Origin of the sequence: Blastococcus sp. CT_GayMR16, assembly GCF_004570875.1 — a bacterium.
Lineage (GTDB): Bacteria > Actinomycetota > Actinomycetes > Mycobacteriales > Geodermatophilaceae > Blastococcus_B.
This window is the reverse complement of record NZ_SPQK01000010.1, coordinates 45,579-70,749: the sequence shown is the minus strand read 5'-3', so window position 1 is coordinate 70,749 and position 25,171 is coordinate 45,579. Positions and strand designations below refer to the sequence as shown.

The 25,171-nt window shown below is 72.5% G+C and carries 20 protein-coding genes; 6 read left to right on the top strand and 14 right to left on the bottom strand.

Going from position 1 to position 25,171, the window contains the following annotated elements; all coding sequences use genetic code 11:
• Window positions 1-40 precede the first annotated feature (40 nt).
• Entirely contained in the window at window positions 41-1,921 is a 1,881-nt protein-coding gene (locus E4P38_RS12535; RefSeq protein WP_135132145.1) for a hypothetical protein, read from the top strand.
• On the opposite strand, the gene E4P38_RS12530 is transcribed toward E4P38_RS12535, so the two are convergent.
• From E4P38_RS12530 to E4P38_RS12480, 11 genes are all read right to left on the bottom strand, one after another.
• The gene (locus E4P38_RS12530) at window positions 1,820-3,079 is read right to left on the bottom strand and encodes a glycosyltransferase family 2 protein (protein ID WP_135132144.1); all 1,260 of its coding nucleotides are present in this window, start codon (window positions 3,077-3,079) and stop codon (window positions 1,820-1,822) included. The genes E4P38_RS12535 and E4P38_RS12530 overlap by 102 nt on opposite strands.
• A complete protein-coding gene (locus tag E4P38_RS12525) occupies window positions 3,076-3,831 on the bottom strand; it encodes a class I SAM-dependent methyltransferase (protein ID WP_135132143.1) in 756 nt (251 codons plus the stop codon). Before E4P38_RS12525 ends, E4P38_RS12530 begins: the two co-directional genes overlap by 4 nt.
• Window positions 3,832-3,898: 67 nt before the next feature.
• A complete protein-coding gene (locus tag E4P38_RS12520; protein ID WP_135132142.1) occupies window positions 3,899-5,758 on the bottom strand; it encodes a hypothetical protein in 1,860 nt (619 codons plus the stop codon).
• Window positions 5,755-6,483 (bottom strand): HAD family hydrolase, encoded by a 729-nt coding sequence (locus tag E4P38_RS12515; RefSeq protein ID WP_135132141.1) that lies wholly within the window; start codon window positions 6,481-6,483, stop codon window positions 5,755-5,757. The genes E4P38_RS12520 and E4P38_RS12515 overlap by 4 nt, the downstream gene beginning before the upstream one ends.
• Window positions 6,480-8,597, bottom strand: coding sequence for a glycosyltransferase 87 family protein (locus tag E4P38_RS12510; RefSeq protein WP_135132140.1), 2,118 nt, complete (start codon window positions 8,595-8,597; stop codon window positions 6,480-6,482). Before E4P38_RS12510 ends, E4P38_RS12515 begins: the two co-directional genes overlap by 4 nt.
• The gene (locus E4P38_RS12505; protein WP_135132139.1) at window positions 8,585-9,202 is read right to left on the bottom strand and encodes a hypothetical protein; all 618 of its coding nucleotides are present in this window, start codon (window positions 9,200-9,202) and stop codon (window positions 8,585-8,587) included. The genes E4P38_RS12510 and E4P38_RS12505 overlap by 13 nt, the downstream gene beginning before the upstream one ends.
• On the bottom strand, window positions 9,199-9,951 hold the full coding sequence (locus E4P38_RS12500; protein ID WP_135132138.1) for a glycosyltransferase family 2 protein: 753 nt from the start codon (window positions 9,949-9,951) through the stop codon (window positions 9,199-9,201). Before E4P38_RS12500 ends, E4P38_RS12505 begins: the two co-directional genes overlap by 4 nt.
• Window positions 9,929-10,351, bottom strand: coding sequence for a GtrA family protein (locus E4P38_RS12495; RefSeq protein WP_209309079.1), 423 nt, complete (start codon window positions 10,349-10,351; stop codon window positions 9,929-9,931). Before E4P38_RS12495 ends, E4P38_RS12500 begins: the two co-directional genes overlap by 23 nt.
• Window positions 10,341-12,023, bottom strand: a complete 1,683-nt coding sequence (locus tag E4P38_RS12490; protein WP_135132137.1) for an NTP transferase domain-containing protein — start codon at window positions 12,021-12,023, stop codon at window positions 10,341-10,343. Before E4P38_RS12490 ends, E4P38_RS12495 begins: the two co-directional genes overlap by 11 nt.
• Complete coding sequence (locus tag E4P38_RS12485; RefSeq protein WP_167760545.1) at window positions 12,020-13,009, bottom strand: class II aldolase/adducin family protein; 990 nt, start codon at window positions 13,007-13,009, stop codon at window positions 12,020-12,022. The genes E4P38_RS12490 and E4P38_RS12485 overlap by 4 nt, the downstream gene beginning before the upstream one ends.
• Before the next feature lie 178 nt (window positions 13,010-13,187).
• The gene (locus tag E4P38_RS12480; RefSeq protein ID WP_245160987.1) at window positions 13,188-13,670 is read right to left on the bottom strand and encodes a GtrA family protein; all 483 of its coding nucleotides are present in this window, start codon (window positions 13,668-13,670) and stop codon (window positions 13,188-13,190) included.
• Between the two features lie 62 nt (window positions 13,671-13,732).
• Between E4P38_RS12480 and E4P38_RS12475 the strand changes: the two genes are divergently transcribed.
• Genes E4P38_RS12475 through E4P38_RS12465 form a run of 3 tightly spaced genes read left to right on the top strand, consistent with a single transcriptional unit; the run spans window position 13,733 to window position 16,649 of the window.
• On the top strand, window positions 13,733-14,938 hold the full coding sequence (locus E4P38_RS12475; protein ID WP_135132135.1) for a 5-(carboxyamino)imidazole ribonucleotide synthase: 1,206 nt from the start codon (window positions 13,733-13,735) through the stop codon (window positions 14,936-14,938).
• Window positions 14,939-14,942: 4 nt separating this feature from the next.
• A complete protein-coding gene (gene purE / locus E4P38_RS12470; RefSeq protein ID WP_135132134.1) occupies window positions 14,943-15,455 on the top strand; it encodes a 5-(carboxyamino)imidazole ribonucleotide mutase in 513 nt (170 codons plus the stop codon).
• Between the two features lie 39 nt (window positions 15,456-15,494).
• Window positions 15,495-16,649: an acyl-CoA dehydrogenase family protein gene (locus tag E4P38_RS12465; RefSeq protein ID WP_135132211.1), complete on the top strand. Its 1,155-nt coding sequence runs from the start codon at window positions 15,495-15,497 to the stop codon at window positions 16,647-16,649.
• Window positions 16,650-16,751: 102 nt separating this feature from the next.
• Here the strand turns inward: E4P38_RS12465 and E4P38_RS12460 are convergent, their stop codons facing one another.
• Genes E4P38_RS12460 through E4P38_RS12450 form a run of 3 tightly spaced genes read right to left on the bottom strand, consistent with a single transcriptional unit; the run spans window position 16,752 to window position 20,141 of the window.
• On the bottom strand, window positions 16,752-17,573 hold the full coding sequence (locus tag E4P38_RS12460) for a DUF1028 domain-containing protein (protein ID WP_135132133.1): 822 nt from the start codon (window positions 17,571-17,573) through the stop codon (window positions 16,752-16,754).
• Window positions 17,570-18,376, bottom strand: coding sequence for a TIGR03089 family protein (locus E4P38_RS12455; protein ID WP_135132132.1), 807 nt, complete (start codon window positions 18,374-18,376; stop codon window positions 17,570-17,572). The genes E4P38_RS12460 and E4P38_RS12455 overlap by 4 nt, the downstream gene beginning before the upstream one ends.
• Window positions 18,377-18,434: 58 nt before the next feature.
• A complete protein-coding gene (locus tag E4P38_RS12450; protein WP_245160986.1) occupies window positions 18,435-20,141 on the bottom strand; it encodes an LCP family protein in 1,707 nt (568 codons plus the stop codon).
• A gap of 379 nt (window positions 20,142-20,520) precedes the next feature.
• On the opposite strand from E4P38_RS12450, the gene E4P38_RS12445 reads away from it, so the two are divergent.
• Window positions 20,521-22,368: a hypothetical protein gene (locus E4P38_RS12445; RefSeq protein ID WP_135132131.1), complete on the top strand. Its 1,848-nt coding sequence runs from the start codon at window positions 20,521-20,523 to the stop codon at window positions 22,366-22,368.
• Window positions 22,369-22,609: 241 nt separating this feature from the next.
• Window positions 22,610-25,171 (top strand): N-acetylmuramoyl-L-alanine amidase, encoded by a 2,562-nt coding sequence (locus tag E4P38_RS12440; RefSeq protein WP_135132130.1) that lies wholly within the window; start codon window positions 22,610-22,612, stop codon window positions 25,169-25,171.

Below are 25,171 nucleotides of genomic sequence, written 5' to 3'. Positions count from 1 at the left end.
CCGCGGCCCTCCCGCGGCCCGCACGCCTAGGCTCGGTCCGATGGCAGTCGACGAACGGATGCCCGGCCCACCCCCGGTTGCCGTGGTCCGTCCCGGATCCCGTCCGGACGGAGCGGGGCGGACGCCCGGCCGCACGTCCACGGTCCTCTGCCTGCTGACCGTCCTGATGGCGGCGGCAGTCAGCCTCGTCCTCAAGCGCGGCGTCCCCACGTTCCTCAACCTGTCTCCCTACGACGGGCTGCTCTTCGCCCGCAACGCCACCTCGCTGGCTGACGGCGACTGGCTGGGACGGTTCACCGACCTCACCCTCGTGAAGGGCATCGGCTACCCGGCCCTGATGGCGTTCGCCCACGACGCGAGGATCGAACTCGGGCAGGCCGAACAGCTCGTGTACCTGATGGCGGCCCTCGCCGTCGCCGGCTGCATCCTGGCGGCCACCCGCAGGAAGGTGCTCTCCACCGGGTGCTTCGTCTTCCTCGCGCTCGCTCCCGCCAACTTCGGTGCCGCGAGCAACGACGTCGTCCGCGACAACCTCTACGCGTCCTTGGCCCTGCTGTTCGTGGCGTCCACGGCGCTGCTGTGTCTCGCCGTCCTGCGCGGCGCTCGGATCGTCTGGATCGTCGGGGCCGGACTGCTCTGCGGACTCAGCGGCGCCTGGGCGTGGGTGACCCGGGAGGAAGGCCTCTCGCTCGTGCCGCCGGTGCTCGCCGTCGTCGTGGGTTTCGGCGTGGTCACTTGGCGCAGCTCCCGGCGTCGTCGTCGCGCCCTCGGTCCCGGCCGCCGGTCATGGGCGGCGGCGGCCCGGCCGCTGATCGCCGTCCTCGTCGTCGGCGCTTCCTTCGCCGCCCCGCTCGTCGCAGTGGCCGCGACCAACGCAGAACGGTACGGAGTGGCCCTCACCGACGACATGGGTTCCGGGACGTTCCTGCGGGCCTACGCCGACTGGACCCGGGTCGAGGTGGGCGACGAGCAGCGGCGTGTGCCCATCGACGCCGCCCAGCGCCGCGCGGTGTACGCGGTCAGCGGGGCCGCCCGTGAGCTCGCCCCGTACCTCGAGCGGAAGGACAACCCGTGGCGATACGAGGACTGCCGCACCCGGCCGTGTGAGTTCGGCGGGGGGTGGATGGTCTGGGCGATCCGCGACGCCGCCGCCGAGGCGGGACACTTCGACGACGCCCGGGAGGCACAGGCGTTCTTCGTCCGGCTCGCTGCGGAGATCGACGGCGCCTGCACCCGAGGTGAGCTGACCTGTAGCTCCCGCCTGCCGGCCGGCCTCCAGCCGGTCCAGCGGGCTCCGGCCGGGGAGCTCACCCGGTCCTACGGCGGCATGGCCGGCGACCTGCTGCTCTCGCGGGACCTGTTCGAGCCCGTCGAGGTGCAGACCGACGTCTCCCCCCGCACCCGCGCCGAGTACACCGCGATCATCCTCGGGCTGCCGGGCAGCAACGCGGCTGCGGCGGCAGAGGGCGCGCAGTATGGCGATCGGCTCTGGCTGTACGAGGGGCTCGGCGCCGTGTACCGCAGCGCCGTCCTCGCGTTGCTGGCCGTCGCGCTGCTGGGCGGGATCGCCGTCCTGGTGCTCCGCCGTCGACGTCCGCGGTGGCGCGCACCGCGACGCGAGGCCGCCCTCGTCGTGCTGGGCTCGGCGCTCGCCGTGGGCGTGCTCGTGCGGCTGGGACTGCTGGCCATCGTCGACGTCGCCGAGTACGACGCCGCCAACGGCCGCTACCAGCTCACCTCCCACGTGTTCCTGCTGGCCGCCGTCACGGTCGGTGCAGCAGGGGTGGTCGCCGTGGTGCGGGACCGCCGTCGTCCGGGGTCAGTCCGCCGGGCGGTCGGTGGCGTCGATCAGGCTCACCGCGAACCCGACGACCGCGATCTCCGTGCCTCCCACGATCAGCACCATGCCGAGGATCGGTAGCTGCAGCGTAGCCACCGGGTCGAGCACCCCGAAGCCGGTGGATCCCCAGGTCACGAGCGCCACGACGAAGCAGGCGACACCCGCGAGCGCGCACAGCGCACCCAGCACCAGCCCTCGCTCGAGGGTGGCCCGCTCCAGCCATCTCTCCAGCGCCTGGTTGCGGGGCAACAGGCCCAGGCGGGCCGCGTAGGACCGGGAGACGACTGCGACACCGGTCACCTGCAGCCCGGCGATCACGGCGGTGGCGCAGGCCAGCATGGTATGGACGCCGAACGTGAGCCCGCCGATGGTCACGTCGTCGGCGGCCAGCCAGGTCAGGCCGAGCAGGCCGACGGCGATCATCGCCAGCCCGGGGTAGAGCAGGAACCAGCGAGGGCTGAACGCGAAGAGGAATCGCAGGTGGCGCCAGCCGTCCCGCCACGTGCGCAGGTGGGGAGGCCGGCTGCGCCCGTCGGGGCGCAGTTGTGTCGGGACCTCATGGATCGCCAGGCCCCGCAGTGACGCGCGCACCACCATCTCGCTGGCGAACTCCATGCCCTCGGTGCGCATGCCCAGTGCCAGCACGCGGTCCCGCCGGAACGCCCGCATCCCGCAGTGGAAGTCGCCGATGGGCACCCGGAAGAACAGGCGGCCGGCCCAGGAGAGCACCGGATTGCCGACGTACCGGTGCAGGAACGGCATGGCGCCGGGCTCGATGCCGCCCTGGAAACGGTTGCCCATGACCAGGTCTGCGCCGTCCCGCAGCGCGCCGAGGAAACCGCCGATGTCGTCCAAGGCGTAGCTGTCGTCGGCGTCGCCCATGAGGACGTAGCGGCCGCGCGCCGCCACGATGCCGCCCTGCAGTGCGGCGCCGTAGCCCTTGCGGGGCACCGGGACCACGCGGGCCCCGGCGGCACGCGCGATGTCCTGGGAGCCGTCGGTCGAGCCGTTGTCGGCGACGATCACCTCGCCGGCGACGCCGAGAGCCGTCAGCGATCGCTGGGCCTTGCGGATGCAGGTCTCCAGCGTCTCCGCCTCGTTGAGACACGGCAGCACGATCGAGAGCTCGCAGGTCTCCGTGCCGCCGGCGGCCTCGGCGGGCCTGCCCACCAGGGCGGTGTCCACGACGAAGTTGCCGCTTGCCGTCGTCGCGGTCGGCTCGGGCCGGGTCGTGGTCATCGGCCGGCCACCCGGGCGACGGCGAGCACCGACTGGCCGAAGGCCGGGCGGTGCCGCGACTCCCAGCGGCGGGCCCGCGGAACGACGTAGCGGTCCCACAAGGAGACCCACCTCCCCTCACCCGGCGTCATGCGGAGCAGGCGCATGCCGAGGAACCAGGCCGGGAGCCCCGGCAGGTTCACGTACCGGACGTACGCAGGGGTCAGACCCGCCTCGGTCAGGACCCGGGTGAGCGACCGCACGGTGTAGCGGCGGACGTGGCCGACGGCGCGGTCGAAACGGCTCAGCGCGAACGGGAAGGCGGGTACCAGGACGACCACGGTCCCCCCGGGCCGGACGAGAGTGTGGGCAGCCCGGAGGGCGCCGACGTCGTCCACGATGTGCTCGAGCACGTTCACCATCACGAACGCGGAGTGGCTGGCGGGCTCGGGCTGCCGCACGTCCAGGAAACGCACGTCCACCCGGTCCTCGTCCGCGAACTGCTCCTCCAGCCGGCCCAGTCGTTCCGGGTCGGCTTCGGTGAGGGTCAGCCGCGGGACGCCCAGGTCGAGCCACCGGAGGGCGTAGTCGCCCAGTCCGCTCCCCAGCTCCAGCGGGTGCTCCCCGAGGTGCGGGAAGGTCAGTGCCGTGAGCCAGTCGTGGTAGTTGACCGCTGACGCCAGGGACTCGAGGGTGCGGGACTGCAGCGCGCTGTCGCCCAGTACGGCGGGCCGCTGGGACTCATCTGTCCGGTGTCCCGAGGTCGCAGTCATCCCCTGCACGGTAGAGGGGTGCCGGGATCGGCGCAGCGCACCCGAGCGCGGCGCCGATCCCCAGACGTCATTCGCCGGAGCCGGGCTGCCCCATCCAGAGCACGATCGTGGTGTCCGTGTCGTGCCCGTCCAGGGCGGCGACCTCGACGGGCTCGTCGAACTCCAGCCGCAGCGACCGGGCACCGTCGACGAGCGGTGTGGGACTGGCCACGAACTGCAGGAGGCCGCCGTCCGCGGGGAGTTCCGCCTCACCCGACAGCACCGTCTCCCGGCCCGCGCCGTCGGTGACGACTGCGCGGCCGCTGACGATGCTGGTGCCCGCCGTCGGGCGGACCATCACGCCCACGGAGGCCAGCTCGGCGTCGCGGACCTCGCGGGGCACCGGCAGCTCGAGCCCCGAGCCGTCGTCGGCCCGGTCGCTCGCCGTCCAGGCGTAGTAGAAGGGGATGACCCGCTCGGTCAGGACCTCGCAGTTGCGCCCGTATACCCAGCTGAACGGGTCGAGCGGAACGCAGACCACGGGCTCGGCGCTGCTGAGGACCGGGCTCATCTGCTGCCACTGCGAGACGTTGCCGACGGGCACGCCGAACGGGCGGTTGATCATCGCCGCGTAGTCCGTCCAGCCGGCGAGGAACAGCCAGATCGCAAGGACCGCGGTACCCACCATCGACGAGACACGGGCCGGATGCAACCGTGGGATGCGCTGCGCCAACGCCACCGTCCGGGGGCTCTCGACGACCATCGCGACGAGCCCGGCAACCACGAACAGGGCACCGATGACGGCGACGACGAACCGACGGTCGAAGGCCGGGTAGGACAACAGGGCCATGTCGCGGGTGAAGGCGGCGCTGAACGTGAAGCCGTTGACCAACATCGTGAACAGCACGAGGGACAGGCCGATGAACACCAGCGGCGTGGCCCGCGACCGCAGGTACAGGGCGGCCCCGACGCTCAGGACGACGACGGCGAGCCCCGCGAACATCCACGGGTACGTGCTGAGGGTCGTGCCGGGGCCGAGCACGAGCCGACCCACGAAGCCCAGCGTGTACTTCAGCGCCGTGACGAGTTTCGACAGACCGGATTGGTCGCTGGCCTGCAGGAGGCTGGCCCCCGAACTCGTGCTCAACGCCAGCTGGACGGCCTGGACGAGGCCGGCGACCACCGAGACCACGGTGATCCAGCGGAAGCGGGGCCGGCTGACCACGGCGACGAGCACCATGGCCGGGAGCACGGCGAGCACACCCGGCTTGGACAGCATGAACAGAGGGAGGACCCAGGCCCAGGCCGGCACCTCGCGGTCCCGCTGGACGGCGGCCAGGGCCGTCAGGGCCACGGCGGGGACGACCGCGAAGTAGGTGAAGTTGATGAACGTCCGGGTCTCGTAGTCCGGAACGATCATCAGCGTAATGGCGAGGACGAACCGCATGCCGTCGCTCGCGAGCACCGGCCGGAACACCGGGAGGCAGACCGTCGCGATCAGTACCGCCGCCAGCACGAGGGCCGAGCCGGTGTAGAGATACGGGACGGTCTCCGCAGGCAGGCCGAGGGTGCCGCCGGCGAAGGCGATGAGCCGCTGCGGGAGCGGGATGTAGCCGGCGTCGGTCGCGAACAGGCGCTGCAGCAGCGAGGGGTCCTGCGTGGTGGCGTAGTAGTTCGTGCCCATCTCGGCCCACATCGACCCGCTGAGCAGCAGCTCGCCGCGGGTCAGCAGCTGATGGAGGGGGTAGAACAGCGCCGCCAGGACGGCGAACACGTAGGCCGGGCCGGTGGCCCGCTCGCCGATCGTGGGAGCGTTCAGGCCGAGCAGGTCGTCCCGCCGGCGGCTGACGCCGGCGAGCAGGACGCGGCTGCGTCCGCGGGATCTCGGATGCGCGGGGCGCTCGTACCGGGTGCGGGAGGGGATCGGCTCGCTCTCCGTCGTGGTCACGACGACGGACTCGCGCTGCGGTCCAGTTGGTCCTCGATCTCGCGGACGGTCCGCCAGGGACGGACCCGGTCCTGCCCCGAGGAGCCGTGCACGAAGCCGAGGCCGTCCTTGATGACGCCCCGCTCGACCAGGACGTCGACCGGCGCGTCGAAGTCCTGATCACCGACGAACCACACGCAGTCCAGCGCCGAGGAAGTCACCCGGGCGGCGAGGAGCTCGAAGGGCTGCAGCGACGCCTTCTCCAGCGCCGTCTCCTCCGAACAGACGACGTGGTCGATGAGCTTGGCGACGTCGAGGTGATAGAGCTTGCGGAACTGGATCTGGGCGGTGAGGTCGGTGACGATCGCCGTCACCACGTCGTTGTAGCGCAGCGCCTGCAGGAGGTCGGCCACACCGGGGCGCAGCTCCATGGCCAGCATGTAGTTGCGCCAGTACTCCTGCTCCATGACCAGCGCGACATGCGGCTCGCTGCGCAGCCCGATCAGCTCCATCGCCTCGTGGCAGTAGAGCAGTCGGCTGTGGCTGCTGGCCGTGGGGCCCAGGCGCTTCTTCACGTTGACCCGGGCCTGCGTGTACGCCTGCTCGAAGGCCGGGGACATGACTCCGAGCTCCTCGGTCGCGAACCGGAAGAGAGCGTCCTTGCCCGCGGTGTTGCACGGCTCGTACTCGTAGAGGGTGTCGTCGAGATCGAAGACGACCATCGTCGGCATCTGCGTCGCGGTCACCGCGTGCGTCCGTTCTTCCGTCGCTCCAGCAGGGCCAGAACGATGATCAGCTGCATGGCGCCCCGGGTCTTGCCGAGCCAGACCGGCGTCCCGGTGAACAGCTCCTCGGGACGTTCGATCAGGTAGCTGGCGACCGCAGCCGTGTCCGCCGGTCGAAGGTGCTCCGGGTGGACGACCAGCCGGACCGAGCCGGGGGTGTCGAGGTACTCGATCCAGGTCGGGCAGTTCCCGACGGAGATCAGTGTCCGTTGAAGCGCCTCTACGAACGAGGAGCCACGCAGGTAGGCGACCAGCATCATCTCGATCGGGCGGTTGTCGACAGCCTCCTCGGCCGGCAGCGGCTTCACCGGCTCCAGCCGGAAGACGACCGAGGCGAGATCGGCCTGCGGCTCGATGAACCGGCGGGCGTGCGGATAGCGCCGCTCGATGGAGGCGACCACGTTCTCCAGGGAGTGCCCGCGTTGTCCGACGTCCCGGTTGATCTTCAGCCGCCGGCGCAGCCGCTCGTCCATGGAGGTGTAGACGGTCAGGTCCGCCGTGCGGCGGACCTCCTCCGCGGTCAGTGCGTGGAGACCGTTGACGACGACCAGCTCCCGCTGCTTGATCGGCCGTGGCTTGGTGAACCGGCCCCGGGTGTGGTCGTAGTGCACCGCCCACACCGGCTGGCCGCGCATGAGGCTCAGCGCGTCGCGGTTCATGGTGGGCAGGTCGTTGGCCGCCGGGTGCAGGTGGGTGGTGACCTGCCACAGCGGTGCCTTGCGGTCGTAGAGGTGGTAGTCGTCGCCCATCAGGAACGACGTCGCGCTCTCGCCGAAGACATTGGCCAGCGAGATGCACAGCGTGTCCTTGCCCGTGCCGCTGTCCCCGGCGATGGCGACCGACATCGGCGAGTTGCTGAGCCGGTACATGTCCAGGCGGGGGCGGGCCCGGCGGTAGATGAGCACCAGCATGAGGACGCCGAGCAGCACCGTGCCTGTGGAGAGGACTGCGCCGACGGCGCCCGACCGGTTGACGAAGTTGCCGACCTCGCTGAACGTGCTCGCGGGCCGGTCTCCGACCGCGGCCCGCCATGTCGCGCCGGAGGCGCGCAGGGCAAGGGTTACCGTGGCGGCGCCCCAGAACAGCCAGACGGAGGCGACCGCCTGTCGGCCCAGCGGTGCGGCGAGCAGCGCGAGGAACGGGACCGACCAGAGGTACCAGCCGGGGCTGGCCGGGGTGAGCAGGGTGACCGCCGTGAGCATCACGCCGACGACCAGCACGACGATGTCGGGATTGCCCCGCTTGAAGCGGTAGAGCAGTCCGGCCAGGGCAAGGTAGACCGCCGGCAGGACGACCAGCGCGAGCCCGGGGCCGAGCTCCAGTGCGTAGGCGACGACCGACTGACTCTCCGGCGTCCGCAGGACCATCGTGCGGTAGCCGGGCAGCAGGATCGGCAGGACCGTCAGGACCAGCCCCGGGATCAGCCCGATCACGTAGGCCCGGGTGTGCTCCCGGAAGCGCGCGTTGCGCAGCAGGAAGATCAGGATGAGGGGCGGCACGAAGGCCGAGGAGAACTTGGCGGCCACGGCGAGCCCGCCGAGGACGCCGGCCGCCGTCCAGCGGCGGTCCCGCAGGAGCAGGACGCTGGCGACGATGAGCAGGGTCGGCAGCAGGTCCAGCTGACCGTGGATGTAGGTGGCGTAGACCGCGACCGGGCTGAGCGCCAGCAGGAGCAGCGTCGTCCGGGACGACGCGGGTCGGAACCGGGTGACCAGCGCCCACAGGAGGACTTCCAGGGCGAGCAGGCCGAGCCCGATGCCGATCTGGGTGCCCCAGGGGGCGGGCAGCCAGCTGGTGATCCAGGCCCAGAAGCCGAACCAGACGAACATGACCGGCCCGTAGGGGAAGGAGTCCGGGTCGCCGCCGTGGTCCAGGAACGACTGCCACGGGTCCCACGAGGGGTGGGCGATGACGTCGTCGAAGAACGGGACGAACCACGCGCTGTGGATCTCCGGCACGAGGAGCAGGACCAGAGCCAGGCGCAGGAGCAGCGCGAGGGCGAGGAGGACGGCCGTGCCCCGCGACAGTCCGGTGAGCGTGCGGCTCCCCTTGAGCCGGGCGATCAGGGTCCCCACCACGGCGCCTCGGGTCGATGCCAGCGGGCGGGCTGCTTGGTGCACACCCCGTCCAGGCGGATGCCGGCGTCCAGGAAGCGCTGGGTGATCGCGGGCATCTCGTCGTCCAGGGGCCGACCCTGCAGCTCGGGGCTCACGACCATCAGCCGGAAGCCGTGGTCGGCGAGGGTGCGCAGTTCCTCCGCCGGCGGCCAGCTGCCGGTGAAGGAGTCGACCCACACCCAGTCCGGCCGGGGAGTGAGAGCCATCGCCGTCGCCACCGACTCGTACTCGGAGAGCCGCACCATCGTGCGGGTCTCCCCGGAGCGCAGGCTGCGGACGAGGAAGGGGAAGGACTGGTCGAGGAACGCCCACTCGGTGATGCCGCGCTCGGTGAGCATCGCGGTGATCCGCTGCTCGAGTCCCTCCTCCTTCGTGTTCAGCACGATGAAGCGGTGCCGGTAGCCGGCCAGCCACGTCTCGAAGTCCGGTCCGGTCGAGAAGGCGTCGTGCACGAGGACGAGGCGGTCGCCGTCGGCGTGCAGGTCGATCTCCACGCCCAGGTCGGTCGGCACCTCGCGCAGCGCGTCGGGTTCGTTGACGCGGTGGGCGCAGATCAGGGTCACAGCGACTTCCGCAGCTGGAGGCTGTAGTCCAGCGTGCGGCGGATGAAGCGGCGCTTGGCCGACCAGTCGGTGTTCCAGCTCGAGGAGCCCCACTTGCGCGGCGCGAAGATCACCGGGAAGCGCCGGATCTCGAAGCCCAGCTCCTGTGCGGAGTACAGCGCGAAGAGGTCCAGGGAGAAGTCGGTCGGCGGCTCGCCCCAGCGGTCCAGCAGCTCCCGGGAGAAGAGCGTGGGCTGGGCGTTGATGTCGCGCAGCGGACGGCGGAGCAGCGCGGTCTCGAAGGTCGACATGCCGGCCGTGAAGACGCGGTCGGCGACCGGCCGGCCGAAGCGGCGGCCCTTGACCAGCACCCGCTCGCCGGCCCCCTCGAACAGGGGCAGCGCGCGGAGGACGTCGGCCGGGTCGGTCTGCAGGTCCGCGTGCGTCCAGCCGACGATGTCGGCCCGGGCCGCCGCGAGGCCGCTGGTGATCCCGAAGCCGTAGCCCTGGTTGACCGGCACGCGCACCCATCGCACGCCGTCGCGTCCCGCGGTGTCGCCGGCGGGGCCCAGGAGGCCCTCGAGCACGGCAGCGGAGTCGTCGGTAGAGCCGTTGTCGACCAGGACGATCTCGCCCCCGCCCTCGGCCGCGACGTACGCGCAGCGACGGACGAGCTCGGGCAGTCCGGCGGACTCGTTGTAGCAGGGGATCACCAGGGAGAAGGCGAGGTTGCCTCCTCCCGTGGTGTCACCGCTGTGCGACGTGGTCAACGCTGGACTCCTCCCGGCGGAACACGAACAGGGACATGCCGACGAAGTTCCAGGCGGCCGACAGGCCGGTCGCCACCAGGAACGCGATCGTCGCGTCGGTGGTGCTGGTGCCGAGCCACGCTCGCACACCGGCGTTGGCCGCCACGTTGATCCCCAGCGCGAGGGCGTAGACGACGACGAAGAGGACCTCGCTCCACCGGCTTCGGCGGGCACCGAAGGTGAAGCGCCAGTTCGCGAAGTAGGCGAAGACCGCGCCGATCAGGAAGCTGATCGCCTTGGCGGCGTCGACCGGGACGCCGGCCTTGTGCAGCAGCACGTAGGAGACGGCGTCCAGCACGACCGCGGTGCCACCCACCAGCAGGAAGCGCAGGAGCGACTTCAGATGCTGCTCACGCGCCACGGTGCGGCGTCCTCGGTACGGGCAGGCGGGGCTCGAACTGCCGGAACCCGTGGTCCAGCGCCGCCCGGTCGGCGGCCCGGACGAGCGGATCGGCGGCGAGGGCGTAGGGATGGTGCACCCACTTGGAGAAGCAGGACTGCCAGTAGCGCAGCGCCTCGTACTCGGCCGGGGTGCCCACCGAGCTGAAGGTCTCCACGACCAGACCGGCCACCGGGACGCCCTGCTTGGCCAGCCGCGCGACCAGGCTGTCGAGGTAGAACTCGCCGTTCACCCGCTCGTCGTCGGCCATCAGGGACTCGATGTGCCGGATGCCGGCGTCCCGGGAGCCGAACGTGAACGTGCCGATCATGACGCCGGCAGACGGGTCGGCCGGGGCCGTCTTGAGCCAGCAGTCGCCCAGGGTGCCGTCGGGGACCACCGACGCCCAGCCGTACTGCTGGGGGCGCCGAGCCGCCGCGTGGTACGGGCGGGCCAGCCAGACCACCAGGCCCTCGGGTCCGGCGGTCGCCAGCGCCTCGTCGAAGGCCGACTGCGCGATCGTGGGCAGCGCGTCGCACGCGCCGACGGTCACGGGGACGTCGGCCGCGACCGCCTCCAGCCCGCGCAGCGCCGACTCGGCCTGGCCCTGCGTCATGCCGGGCAGGGACACCAGCCGGGCCCCCACCTGCTCGGCGAGGCTCGCGACGGCGCCGTGGTCGGCGAGGTCGCGCCGGGTCACGAGCACGGTCTCGGTGCCGGGCAGGCCGGCCAGGGCGTGGTCGACGACGGGCCGGCCGGAGAGGGGCAGCGCCGGCTTGGGGGCGTCGTAGCCGGCGTCCTTGAACCGCTGACCTGCGCCGGAGGCCAGGAGCACGCGCGCGCTCGGGCCGGCCGCACCCGTGGTGGAGGGGCGGACCCGGGGGGCGGTCCAGGCGGCCACGGCCCGGCTGGTCTCCCGGTACTCCTCGAAGTCCTGCGGCGTGCCCCACTGCATGAAGTGCTGGAGCTCCAGCACCTCGACGCGGCCGCCGCGGGCGAGCAGCGGCTTGTAGGTGAGGCTCAGGTAGTACTCGCCCTTGAGCAGGTGCCCCTCCTCGACCTGCTGCTCCAGCGAGTCGAGCAGCAGCTTCCCGGAGGCGAACGCGTAGGTGCCGCTGGACGCGAACTCGCTGGTGGGATCGTCGGTCCAGGGCTGCTTCTCCTGGATGTCGGCCACCCGCGCGCCGTCCATGCGCACGTAGGCGTAGGACGTGGAGTGCGCCATGTGGGGGTGTCCGCCGGTGTAGACGGGGATGATCCCGTCCACCTCGCCGCTGCTCAAGCGCTCGGCGAGCAGGTCGCTGTCCTGGTAGGCGGCGAAGTCGCAGTAGTTGACGACGACCGGGCGGTCCAGGGGGATGTGCTCGCGCGCCCGGAGCACCGCGTCGCCCGGCCCGAGGGCCGGGGTGTCGACGCGGACGACGGTCGCGCCGGGACGCCGGGAGAGCAGGTGCTCCTCGAGGCCGAACCGCGGATCGTCGAGGTGCAGCGCATTGCAGACGAAGACCACGTCGGCCCAGTCGGGGTACATGTCGATCACGTGGTCGATGACGAGCTGACCGTCGGTCTCGAGGAGGAACTTCGGCCGGTCGTAGCCCGCCGCCGTGAACCGCGCGCTCACCCCGGTCATCGGGATGACGAGCAGGGGCCTCATCGCTTGAGCTGCTGACGCCACTTCTCCGCCTCCCAGGTGACCAGTTCGTCGACCTGCGCGGTCGAGAGCGTCGAGACGTCGCCGCCGTCGGTCTGACGAGCGGCGTCGACGAGGCTGGCCGCGACCTCGCGCTCGTCGGGGCCGAGCCCGGGGCGCAGCCACACCGAGCCGTCGTCGGCGACGAAGCCCGAGTGCGGGCTGCCGTCGTCGGCGGCCGGCGGGCCCCCGTCGATCCGGCCGAAGGGCGCGGGGCCCAGGAACACCGCGGAATCCGGGGTCAGGGCGCCGGCGCACAGCACCGCTGCCGCGGTCGCGTCGACGGTGCCGGGCGGGGAGAGCGGGCCCGAGTCGGTCGAGACGTCCGCGGGGGGTGCCGAGGCCGAGCGGAAGTGCGCCTCGACGCGGTCCAGCACCTCGGCAGCGGTGGCGCTGTCCGCCGCTCCGACGACGACCCCGTGGTTGCGCAGGACCAGCACCAGCGGACGGTCGCCGGTGAGGTCTGCAGGGGTGCGCGCGAGCACGGCGCGGGCGAGCTCGACGCCCGGCTTGGCGTAGGGCACCACGACCGTGTCGACGTCGGCCGGCAGCGTCCGGACCGACTCCTCGACCCCGTCGGTCAGCCCGGCCGCGATCGACCCGACGCCGTGCACGTGGACGACGACGGTGTGCGGGAGCAGGACGTGCAGCGCCGTCTCGATGCTCGGACGGAGCCCCCCGGCCTGGGCGGACGGCAGCACGTAGGGGGTGAGCGCCTCGGTGACCAGCACGGCCTCCCGGGTGGCCGCCTCATCCATCGGGACGAAGATGTCGCGCGTCCGCGCCTGGCTCAACCGGGTGCCGGAGGCCTTGATCCACAGGACGCCGTCGGTCTTGATCGAGAGGTTGCCGCCGGCCCCCTGGACGAGGCGGAGGTCGGAGCCCAGGCGGACGCTCAGGTCGAGCAGGTCCTCGAGCCCGGCGGGCACGCTCGGTTCGGATGAGTGCATGACTTCTTTCTCGCGGCCACGGGGGGAGCGCATGCTCGCCGGTCCCGCTGCGCACACGCCGGTCGTCGGTCAGGCGGCTGACAGGCACAGTACCTCGACGTCCCGTTCCGGGCCCGACCCTCGGAACGGCTGGGATCGCGGTGCCGGGTGGGACGGATGGGGCGTTTCCCGCCGTCGGTCAGCCCCCGGAAGGCGTCGCCACCGGGCTCGAGGCGACCCCCGCGGCCGGGAACACCCAGCGGCGGTAGGAGAGGTAGCGGATGACCGTGCCGACGGCGATCCCGCTGACGTTGGCCAGCTGCAGCACCAGCGGGCTCGACTGGCCCAGCGGGTAGCGGACGACGGCGACGATGCAGAGGTTCAGCAGCAGCGTGCCCCCGTTCACGAGGGCGAACAGCACGTACTCCCGGCGGATGCCGGTGCGCGCCCGATGGGAGAAGGACCAGTGGCGGTGCGCGAAGTAGGCGACCGTCATGGAGACGAGGGCCGCGAGGAGCTTGGAGGTCACCGCGCCGAGCCCGACGTGGGCGTAGAAGAGCTGGAACAGCGCCACGTCGATGGCGAAGCAGACAGCGCCGACGACCCCGAACGCGCTCAGTTCCTTGAGCAGCAGGCGCCAGGTCGTGCCCATGCGCTCACGGACGGTCTCGGCCCACTGCACGCCTACCGACTGTACTGGGGATCGCCGGTCCGCCCGGGCGCACCGGATAGTCTCGCGCCGCCATGGCTGCCCCCCTCGATCCGCGTACCGGCACGCCCGTCGTGGCGATGGTCGGCGGGGGACAGCTCTCCCGGATGACGCACCAGGCGGCGATCGCCCTCGGGCAGTCGCTGCGGGTGCTGGCCACCGATCCGGCCGAGTCGGCGGCGCTGGTGGCCGCGGACGTGCAGATCGGCGACCACACCGACCTGGCTGCCCTGCAGCGCCTCGCCGACGGCGCCACCGTGGTCACCTTCGACCACGAGCACGTGCCGACCGAGCACCTGCACGCCCTCGAGCGCGCCGGGCACCGGATCGCGCCCGGTCCGGGCGCGCTCGTGCACGCCCAGGACAAGCTGGTGCTCCGCCGCGCGCTCGCCGAGGGCGGTGAGCCGCAACCGGCCTGGGCCGAAGCGCGCACCGTCCACGACGTCGCGGCGTTCGCCGACGGCGTCGGATGGCCGGTCGTGCTCAAGACGCCGCGCGGCGGCTACGACGGCAAGGGCGTCTTCGTCGTCCACGGCCCCGACCAGGCGGCCGACCTCCTCGAGGCCCACGGCACCCTGCTCCTGGAGGAGCGCGTCGCCATGGTCCGCGAGCTCTCCGCGCAGGTGGCCCGGTCGCCGTTCGGCCAGGTGGCCGTGTGGCCGGTGGTCGAGACCGTCCAGCGGGACGGCGTCTGCGCGGAGGTGCTGGCCCCGGCGCCGGGCCTCGCCGAGGAGCGCGCCACCGCCGCGCAGGAACTCGCCGTCCGCATCGCCGACCGGCTCGGCGTCGTCGGGATGCTCGCCGTCGAGCTGTTCGAGACCGCCGACGGCGTCCTGGTCAACGAGCTCGCGATGCGGCCGCACAACTCCGGCCACTGGACGATCGAGGGGGCGCGCACGAGCCAGTTCGAGCAGCACCTGCGCGCCGTCCTCGACTACCCGCTCGGCGACACCGCGATGACCGCACCCGTCGTCGTGATGGCCAACGTGCTCGGTGGCGCGGCCTCGGCGGACGACTGGGCCGGGCCGAGCCTCGACGAGCGGATCCACCACTGCATGGCGCACTGGCCGGACGTGAAGCTGCACTGGTACGGCAAGGGACAGCGCCCCGGCCGCAAGCTCGGCCACGTCACGGCGCTGGGGAACGACGTCACCGAGGTGCGGGCACGGGCGACAGCGGCCGCGCGGTACCTGGCCGACGGCGTGGTCGAGCCGGCGTTCGCCTTCGAGAAGGAGCACTGAACAGATGGGCACGAGCGACCCGATCGTCGGCATCGTCATGGGCAGCGACTCCGACTGGCCGGTCATGGAGCCGGCCGCGCTGGCGCTCGAGGAGTTCGACGTCGCCTACGAGGCGCACGTGCTGTCGGCCCACCGCACGCCCCGGCGGATGCTCGACTACGCCGAGGGCGCGGCCGGGCGCGGACTGCGGGTGATCATCGCCGGTGCCGGGGGAGCGGCCCACCTCCCGGGGATGGTCGCCGCCGCCACGCCGCTGCCCGTCATCGGCGTCCCCCGCGCGCTCGACCGGCTGGACGGCCTGGACAGCCTGCTGTCCATCGTGCAGATGCCCGCGGGTGTGCCGGTGGCGACGGTCGGCATCGGCGGCGGGCGCAACGCGGGGTTGCTCGCCGTCCGCATCCTGGCTGCGTCCGACGACGTCCTGCGGGCGGCGGTGGCCCGTTTCCAGGCCGATCTGGCCGAGCAGGTGGTCGCCCGCGACCTCACCCTGCAGGAGCGTCTGGCTGCCGACGACTGACCCGTCGGGGCTTACGATTTACCCGTGGGTAACAACGCTGTGGGCAACGCTGGTGGGCTCTACGCCCTGACCGACGAGCACGAGGCGATCCGGGCCGCGGTCCGCGACATCGCCGAGCGGGAGATCGCACCGTTCGCCGCCGAGGTGGACGCCGACTCCCGCTATCCCATCGAGGCCCAGAAGGCGCTCACGGCGGCCGGCTTCCACGCCACCCACATCCCAGAGGCCTACGGCGGCGAGGGCGCGGACGCGATCGCGACCTGCATCGTCATCGAGGAGGTCGCCCGCGTCGACGCCAGCGCCTCCCTGATCCCGGCGGTGAACAAGCTCGGCTCGATGCCGATCATCCTGTCGGCGTCGGAGCACGTGAAGCAGCTCGTGCTGCCGTCCATCGCCTCCGGTCAGGCGATGATCAGCTACGGGCTCTCCGAGCGGGAGGCCGGCTCCGACGCCGCCGCGATGAAGACGCGCGCCCGCCTCGACGGGGAGTCCTGGGTGCTCGACGGCACCAAGGCGTGGATCACCAACTCCGGCGTCTCCGAGTGGTACACGGTCATGGCCGTCACGGACCCGGAGAAGGGCGCCAACGGCATCTCCGCGTTCGCCGTCCACCGCGACGACCCGGGCTTCGCCGTCGGCCCCAAGGAACGCAAGATGGGCATCAAGGGCTCGCCCACCTGCGAGCTGTACTTCACCGGCTGCACGATTCCGGCGGACCGGATCATCGGTGCGCCCGGCACCGGCTTCAAGACCGCGCTGCGGACGCTGGACTTCACCCGCCCGACCATCGGCGCCCAGGCGGTCGGCATCGCGCAGGGCGCGCTCGACGCCGCCGTCGCCTACGTCAAGGAGCGCAAGCAGTTCGGGACGTCGATCGGCTCCTTCCAGGGCGTGCAGTTCATGCTCGCCGACATGGAGATGAAGATCGAGGCCGCCCGGCACCTGGTCTACGTCGCCGCGGCCGCGGGCGAGCAGGGCCGCCCCGACGTCACCCGGGTGTCTGCCTCGGCCAAGGCGTTCGCCTCCGACGTCGCGATGCAGGTGACCACCGACGCGGTGCAGCTGTTCGGCGGCGCCGGCTACACCCAGGACTTCCCGGTCGAGCGGATGATGCGCGACGCCAAGATCACCCAGATCTACGAGGGCACCAACCAGGTGCAGCGCATGGTGATCGCCCGGAGCCTGCTGAAGTAGCTCACGTCCCGATGCGGACGTCGGCGACGGTGACCCCGATACCGATGCAGACCGGTGGGCCCGCCTGCTGGTAGGGCCGTCACGAGTCCTCGGTGCGTCTGCTCACCCGAGCAGCCGGGAGACCCCGCTCATGCGGGAGTCCCCGGCCATGGAGGCCAGCCAGGCGGCCCATCCGGGGCGCGCCCGCATGGCCTCCAGCGCGGCGCGCGCCGCCTCTCGGTCACCGCGGCGGGTCGCGGCCATCGCCGCGTAGAGGTCGCGGGCACCCTCGGGGGCGAAGACCGCGAGCGTCTCGTAGTCGCCCTCGTCGTAGGCGCGTTGCAGGTTGCGCAGCATCCGGAGCTGGGCCACCGGGTCGCCGGAGTCGTCGACGCGCAGGTCCATGCGCACGCCGTCGTCCTCCTCGGTCGCCGGCTCCCCGCTCATCACCAGCAGGGCCGCGGACTGCCGGCCGCGCAGGTCGCCCCCGGCGTCCTGGCCTGCGGTCAGCGCCGCGAGCAGCCGGTCGGCCAGGTCCCCGTCCGCCGTGGTGAACGCCTGCGCCATGGCCGGCAGGACGTCCTCGCCGGCGAGCATGTTGCCCTGGACGCTGAACCCCTCGCCGACGAGATGGCCGCTCACGGGGAACGAGCCGGGCCCGGTGTCGGCGGCCACCGACCCCGAGGCGTCCAGGACGGCGATCTGCCGCTCGACGTCCTCCGCGGCGTGCGCGGCGCGGCGCACCAGCAGCGCGGGGGAGGCCCCGTCGGCCAGGCCCGCGAGCAGGCTGGCGCCGAGTCCGCGGCGGCTGCGGGCCTGCACCGCGACGATGCCGACGCCCGGTCGCGCCGTCGGCACGGCCCGGCCGACGGCGAGGATGCACGAGGACACCGCGATGCCCAGGTCACCGGTCGCGGCGTCCCGGCCGAGGACGGAGAAGGTCACTCCTCCTCGGCCGTCCTGCCCAGCTCCCGTACCCCGTCGACGTTCCGGCCCAGGGTCGCCGTGACGCGCTCGGCGGCGGCGCGTTCCGGGAGGCGTTCGGCGATCGGGTAGCGGCACAGCACGATCGAGGCCCCGGCGGCGAGCGGGGCGAGCAGCCACGCGACCGGCCCGGCCTCGGCGGCGACCTGGGCGTCCACCAGGACCCGGTCGTCGGGACCGATCCCGAGCCGCCCGGCGAGCTCCAGGGCCGTCTCGACCAGGCCGCCGAGGCTGAGCTCGAGTCCCCCCGCGATCAGTCCGGGTGCGCCCGCTTCCGGCGGCGCATACGGCACGAAGCGGTCGCCGGACGTCCGCACCTCGAGGGCGAAGTCGCGGGCCGGCCCGGCGTAGCCGACCATCCCGGCGCCCAGCGGGTGGAGGGAGAGGCCGAGCCGTTCGGCGTCCCCGTCCTCCTCCTCGAGCGCTGCGAGCCGGTCCTGGGAGGCGAGGACGACGTCGGCGCCGGTGAGCCCCCCGTCGTCCTCGGCCGCGGTGTCGAGGACCGCGGCCCCGCAGCTCCAGATCCCCAGCAGCACCGCAGCGGTCTGCCAGTGCACGGGGAGGGCGACGGCGACCGTGCTGCCGGGGCCGACGTCGAACTCGTCCTGGAGCAGGTTGGCGGTCTTGGCGACCCAGTTGTCCAGCGTCGTCGCGGAGAGCTCCACGCGCTCGCCGGTCGAGTCGTCGTAGTGGGTCACCAGCGGCCGGCCCGGGTCGCGGTCACGTGCGGCGGCGAGCAGGGCGGCCGGGCCGATCGGAGGCATGGACCCAGGATCCCAGGTGGCCGAACGGCGGGGGGACCTGCGAGGTCCCTCCGGCCGATCAGCGCCCGTTCTTGGTCGGCGGCTCGCCTTCGTCGAGAGCTTCCTGTGCGGCGACCGGGTCGTACGCGCAGGCGTCGGTGGCGCTGACCGCCGGCGACGTGGGTGCGGTCACGGAGGTGTCGACGGCCGCCCCGCCGGCAGCCGAGGCGTCCGTCCCCGTCGGGGCGGTGCTCGTCGGCGCGCTGGACTGGTCCGCGGGGGCCGCCAGGGCGTCCTGGACCATGGTCCGGATCTTGTCGAAGTCCGGGTAGGCCGGCTTGATCACCGAGTCGTCGAAGACCACGCTCCGGATGCCGGCGTTCTTGACATCGAGCGCCAGGTCGGCGAAGTCGCCCACCACGCCCTGGGGGATGTCGGTGGAGACGATGTCCTGCGTCGTCGCTGCGATCTGCTGGTACCGGCTGAGCAGCGTCATCGGGTCCGCCGCGGAGACGATGGCGTTGATCATGCAGCGCTGGCGGTCCATGCGCTGGTAGTCGGTCAGACCGAAGCGGCCACGGGCGAAGGCGAGCGCGTGCCAGCCGTCCATGTGCTGGTTCGGGCCGGGCGCGAAGTAGTCGTCGGGCAGGTACCCGAGGGACGGCTCGCCACCGATGGGGACGTAGTAGTTGACGTTCACCGTGATGCCGCCGAGGGCGTCGATGAGCTGGCTGAACCCGTCCAGGTTGATCAGGACGTAGTAGTCGATGGTCAGCCCCAGCGCCGCGCCGACACCCAGCTTGAGGAAGTCCGCCCCCGGGTTGTCGGTCGGGCCGAGGATGTCGGGATGCGCGGCGGGGCCGTTGCGGTAGACGGCGTTGAGCAGGCTCTCGCTCTCCGACCCGGCGTCGAAGCCGTCGGGGTAGACGTCGTGCAGGGGGCTGTCCTCCGGGAAGGGCAGCTCCTCGAGGTTGCGCGGGAGGCTGAACGTCGTCGTCGCGCCGGTCTCGGTGTCGATGCTGGCCACGATGACCGTGTCGGTGCGGACGCCGGTCCGGTCGTCGCCGCCGTCGCCCCCGAGCAGGAGCACGTTGACGCGGTCCTTGCTGCCCCACGGGTCGGCCGCGGCATCGGTGGGCACGGTGGCCGATACGACCTCGTCGCCGAACAGCCCGTTGATCAGGTTCCGCTGGACGGCGGCCAGGTGGGCGGCCTCGAAGGCGGGTGCCGCGACCCCGAGGGCGAGGAGGACGACGAGCAGGCTGCCGACCAGGTGCTGACCGGTGGACGTGCCATCGGGTGCGAGGACGCGGTACTGGGCGATCACGACCAGCGCCCAGACGACCGCCAGGCCCACGGCCGCGGCGATGATCAGCAGCAGGCCGGTCGGGCTCACCGCCAGGCGGATCGCGACGTGCTGCCCGCCGGTGGCCAGCCACGCGCCGATGCCGATCAGGGCGACCAGGCCGGCGAGGAGGGTCCAGCCGATCTTGCGGTAACCGGCGGCCAGGAAGCCGACGCCCGGCAGCAGTGCGCCGACGGTGGTCAGGCCGAGGACGCGGCCGAAGCCGTGGACCGGGGAATGGGCGAGGGCCGCGTCGTGGTCGGGGCGGCGTGCGCCGGCCCGGGCCGCATCACGCGGAGCCGGACGGCGGGCCGGGGCGTCGGCGGCCGGAGCGCTGCGCCGCGTCTGCGGGCGGGGCGGACGGCCTGCGCGGGGGTCGAGCCGAGGGGGGAGCGCGCGAGCACCCAACGTCCCCACGTGCGGGTCGCGTGGTCGGCTCACCGGCTTCCTCACTGTCGGGGGATGTGACTGTTCGGTTCACGATGACCGGTCAGGAGACAGCAGCACAGGTGCCTCGCCGTGGTCGGACGCACGAACGCCACCGATGGTAAGCACGGAGGCTGGGAGCCGGAGGCGTCCGACACCCCTCTGCAGGGTGGCCGATGTGCGCCCGCCACACCGTCGTTCACACCGGACGCAACGGTCACACACGTGCCGTGGGTCGGCGCGCAGCGCTGCGGCTTCGGGCTGCCAGGAGGCCCGGGTCCGGGCAGGATGTCCGGGTGCCGTCCCCGTCAGCCCCCTGTCCAGTAGGAGGACGGCCCTGACCCGCACTGCGAATCCGGCGCGCCCCGTGCGGTCTTCCGACGACCGGCGCCCGGTGACCGCGCAGCCGCGCACGGCCCCCGCACGCCTGCGGGTCGGATTGCCGTGGACCGGACTGGTCCTGCTCCTCGCCGCCGCCCAGCTGGCACTGCTCTGGCGGCGCTTCTACTACGGCAACGACGACCTGCTGCAGTTCGAGGTCGCGCAACGGGCCGGTCTGTCCTGGGAGATGCTGTCGCTCAACGTCTTCCAGCACGTTGCCCCGTACAACCGGTTGGCTCACCTGCTGGTGAGCCTGACCGGGATGTCGCCGGTCGCCGGCCTGGCGTTCATGACGCTGAATCTCGTCGCGACGCTTTTCTGCTGCCTCTGGTTCATGACCGAGCTCGGTCTTTCCACCCGGCGGCGAGTACTCGGGCTCGTTCTCATCGGGCTGTCGGTCAGCGTGTCGGAGAGCGGCATCTGGTTCGACACGAGCATGCACATCCTGTCCGCGCTCGCGGTGACGACGGCGGTCTGTGCGGCGCACGTCCGGGGCGTGCGGACCGGCTCCCGGCGGTGGCACGTCGTGGCGTTCGTCCTCTTCGTCGGGGGTCAGCTGTTCCAGGAACGCCCGATCTTCGCGCTCCCGCTCGCACTGCTCGCCGACGTGCTGCTCCTGTGGCGGACCGTTCCGTGGGCGGAACGGCTGCGCCGGTTGTGGGCGATCCGCTGGCCGATCGCTTCCCTCGTGCTCGCGGCCGCGGCGATCGCCGTATGGCTCCAGGCCTTCGTGGTGCAGCCGGGCGGCACGACGCCCTCCTGGGAGGCCACCGGGCGGACCATGCTGCTGGCGCTCACCGACTACGTCCTGCCCTCCGTCGCGAACCTGCCGCGCAGCAGTCCCTCGCCGTGGACCGTCCAGCTCGTGATCCTCGGGGGGGTCCTGGCCGTCGGGCTGTTGCTCGCCGTCCTGCGCCGGGGGAACGCCGGACCGCTGCTGTTCGCGACGGCTGCCTTCCTCCTCTACTACGGATTCCTCAAGCTCAGCCCGCTGCTCATCGACACCCCGGCCTCGATCGCGGGGAACGCCGAGCGGCTGCACTACGTCGTCTACGTCACCGTCCCGCTGGTGATCGCGCTGGTCCACCTGCGCGTCCCGTCGATCCGCCGACGGCCCGCCGGACCGTGGCCGCGCTGGCTCGGCGCCGTCCTGGTCGTGGGGCTGGCCGTGCACCTCGCGGTCGCCGGGAATGCCTACCTGGGCCGCCAGTGGGCGCAGACGACGGAGGCGCGCGCGTACCTGGACGCCGTACGCGCCGACGCCGACGAGTGGTCGAGCGACGACGTCACGCTGATCCCGCTGTCTGCACACCCGGCGTTGGGCACGTCATGGGCGGTCGGCTACGTCCGGCACGACAAGCTCCTGCCGCTCGTCGTCCGCGGCTTCACGCCGCAGGACCTCGGCCCCGAACCGGTGATCATCGACGACACGGGCGCGGTGCGACCCGCCCGCCTCGTCACGGTGCCGGGCCGGGTGACCCTCGACCGCGGTGGGTGCGGCGGGTCGCGGGCGCCGGCCGGAGAGGTCCTGGCCCGGGCCGACGTCGCGCGGACGCGGGAACCGGCCTTCCTGGTCGTCCAATACCGAGCCCCTCAGGACGTCGAGGTCCAGGTCGTGACCGATCCGGGGCGCGGTGACCAGGAGGGCTACTTCCGCCGCGATCTCCCCGGGGGTGAGCGAACCCGCGTCGTCCCGCTGGTCGACCCGGACGTCCGGGGCGTCGCCCTCAGCACGGTCGGCGACGGGCCCCTGTGCGTCGAGCGCGCGCGGGTCGTGCGCGTGCTCGCGGTGGACGACGACGGTCGCTGCCGCGAGGTGGACCGGCTCGGTCACCTGGGTGACCGCTTCCGCTGTCCCTGAGGCGGCCTTCCGCTGGCAGGCGCCTGGTATCGGGCGGCCCGCCCGCCCGCCTGTCCGTCGTCCTGGACGGGTGAGGCAAGGCGTGCGTGTCGGCACACCGTGTGACCGATCCGTGACGTAACTTTGACCTTCGCGTCCGCACACCCGCCAGGCCGTGTGCCCCGCTCATCGGCGAACCGGGGCGACCGGCCGGCAGCGCTCCGTGCGGGCGGAGACCACTGCTTTTCTCGGAGGATGTCCCGTGCGCCGCACTCTCGTGGGCCTCATGGCCTTTCTGGCAATGACCGGGCTGCTCCTCGTGCTGCCGGTCTACGCCGCGCCGGTGCCGGATGCGCATCCCGTGGAGGCGTCCATCGACGAGGTCGCCCTCGGGTCGGTGGTGGAGCCCAGCGACGAGGCCGTGGTGCTCACCGACGGCACGCCCCAGCCCGACGGGGTCGACGAGCCGGCGGCACCCGCCGAAGAGACGCCGGCCGAGGACGTCGTCTCGTCCGGGGCGGAGCTGCCCGGCGTCCCGGCACTGACGGTGTCGCAGCCGGACACCGAGAAGTTCTCCACCGTCGGCGTCACGTGGCGGCAGAGCGACGTGCACGACGTGGTCGTCCAACTGCGGGTCAAGAACCGGTCCGGCGACTGGGGCGAGTGGACGACGCTCGCGGCCGACGACGTGGAGCAGAGCCCGTCGACCGGGTCGGGGGACGAGGAGGTCCGCGGCGGGACCGCGCCCTACTGGACCGACGACGCCTACGGCGTCGAGGTCATCGTCCAGGGCGAGGGCGGGGCGGTCCCGCAGGACGTCAAGGTCGCCCTGGTCGATCCCGGGACGAGCGCGGCGGACAAGCTGCCCGTGGAGTCCGGCGCCCCCGATCAGGCCGGCGCCGCCGCCACGATGCCCGAGATCATCAGCCGCGCGCAGTGGGGTGCCGACGAGTCGATCCGCACCTGGGACCCCGAGTACGCGCCGACGATCAAGGCCGCCACCCTGCACCACACCGCTGACCGCAACACGTACACGGCGGCCGAGGTGCCCGGGATGATGCGGTCCATCTTCGCCTACCACACGCAGACGCGCGGCTGGGGCGACATCGGCTACAACGTGATCGTCGACAAGTTCGGGCGCATCTTCGAGGGCCGCTACGGCGGCCTGAGCTCCACGGTGATCGGCGCCCACGCGGGTGGCTTCAACACCGGCACGTTCGGCGTCTCGATGCTCGGCAACTACGCCGAGGTCGACACCCCCCAGGTGGTCCTCGACTCCGTGGCCGCCGTCACGGCCTGGAAACTCTCGCTCTACGGCGTGAGCCCGTACGCGACGACGCAGCTGACGTCCGGGGGCGGCGGGACGGCGAAGTACGACGCGGGGCAGGTCGTCACTCTCCCGACCGTGTTCGCGCACCGGGACGTCGGCAACACGACCTGCCCGGGCGACTACGCCTACAGCCGCATGGCCCAGATCCGGGACATGGTCGCGGCCCGGATGACACCGGTGTCCGGCAGCCCCGTGGGCAATGTCGAGGCGCTGTCGGTGGCCGGCGACAAGCTGGACGTCGTGGGCTGGGCCTACGACCCCGACGTGCCCACCGCGTCGATCGACGTCGGCGTGTCCGTCGACGGCGGATGGGCGCTGAGCCTGCGCGCGAACGGCAACCGTCCGGACGTCGGGGCCGCGTACCCGGGGATCGGCAACGCGCACGGGTTCCGCGGGCAGCTGGCGCTGTCGCCGGGTCGCCACACCGTCTGCGTGGTGTTCGTCAACGCCGGCTCCGCGGGCGCGAACACCTGGATGAAGTGCCAGGGCTTCACCGCGACCGACATCAGGAAGACCTACAACCCCGTCGGCAACGTCGAGGCGGCCGTCGTGGAGGGACGCACCTTGCGCGCGTCCGGCTGGTCGGTCGACCCCGACTCGCTCGCCTCCTCGCTGGACATGCACGTCTACGTCAACGGCCAGTTCGGGCAGTCGATCGTCGCCAACGCCCCACGTGCCGACGTCGGCGCCGCCTTCCCGGGCGCCGGACCGGCGCACGGGTGGTCCTGGCAGACGACGGTCAACGCCCCCGGGACGTACCGGGTCTGCGTGTACGCGATCAACCGGGCCGACGGCACCGAGAACCCGCTGCTCAACTGCGTCTCGCTGGTGGTGACCAACACGCCGTTCCAGCCGGTCGGCCACCTCGACGCGGCGCGTGCCAATGGCCGCGCGCTCGAGGTCGAGGGCTGGGCGCTCGACCCGGACGCGCTCAGCAGCGCACTGCCGGTGCACGTCTACGTCGACGGCCGGTACGCGCGGCCGCTGACGGCCGACACGTCCCGGGCCGACATCGCCGCGGCCTTCGCCGGCGCCGGTGACCGGCACGGGTTCGGCAGCTCTATCGAGTACGGCCCCGGCGTGCACACCGTCTGCGCCTACGCCATCAACGCCGGCGCCGGCTCCGTCAACCCCGGCCTCGGCTGCGCGACGGCCGAGATCACCCAGCGCGCGTGGGAGCCGATCGGCAACCTGGAGGCCGTCACGCCCCGCGGTGGCGGACGCGTCGACCTGACGGGGTGGGCCTGGGACCCCGACGCCGGCCCGAGCTCCAGCCCGGTGCACCTCTACGTGGACGGCCGGTACGCCGGGCAGGTGCAGGCGGCCGGCAACCGACCGGACGTCGCGGCGGCCTTCCCGGGCGCCGGCCCGGGTCACGGCTTCTCCGCGTCGCTCCTCGTCGGAGCCGGAGCGCACACCGTCTGCGCCTTCGGCATCAACGCCGGCATGGGGCAGTCCAACCCCGTGCTCGCCTGCCGCTCCGTGACGGCCTGA

What these genes read in the sequence shown, in the direction of transcription:
- E4P38_RS12535 (WP_135132145.1), top strand. Translation starts at nt 41, where the DNA reads ATGGCAGTCGACGAACGGATGCCCGGCCCACCCCCGGTTGCCGTGGTC.
- E4P38_RS12530 (WP_135132144.1), bottom strand. Translation starts at nt 3,079, where the DNA reads ATGACCACGACCCGGCCCGAGCCGACCGCGACGACGGCAAGCGGCAAC.
- E4P38_RS12525 (WP_135132143.1), bottom strand. Translation starts at nt 3,831, where the DNA reads ATGACTGCGACCTCGGGACACCGGACAGATGAGTCCCAGCGGCCCGCC.
- E4P38_RS12490 (WP_135132137.1), bottom strand. Translation starts at nt 12,023, where the DNA reads ATGAGGCCCCTGCTCGTCATCCCGATGACCGGGGTGAGCGCGCGGTTC.
- E4P38_RS12485 (WP_167760545.1), bottom strand. Translation starts at nt 13,009, where the DNA reads ATGCACTCATCCGAACCGAGCGTGCCCGCCGGGCTCGAGGACCTGCTC.
- E4P38_RS12475 (WP_135132135.1), top strand. Translation starts at nt 13,733, where the DNA reads ATGGCTGCCCCCCTCGATCCGCGTACCGGCACGCCCGTCGTGGCGATG.
- purE (WP_135132134.1), top strand. Translation starts at nt 14,943, where the DNA reads ATGGGCACGAGCGACCCGATCGTCGGCATCGTCATGGGCAGCGACTCC.
- E4P38_RS12455 (WP_135132132.1), bottom strand. Translation starts at nt 18,376, where the DNA reads ATGCCTCCGATCGGCCCGGCCGCCCTGCTCGCCGCCGCACGTGACCGC.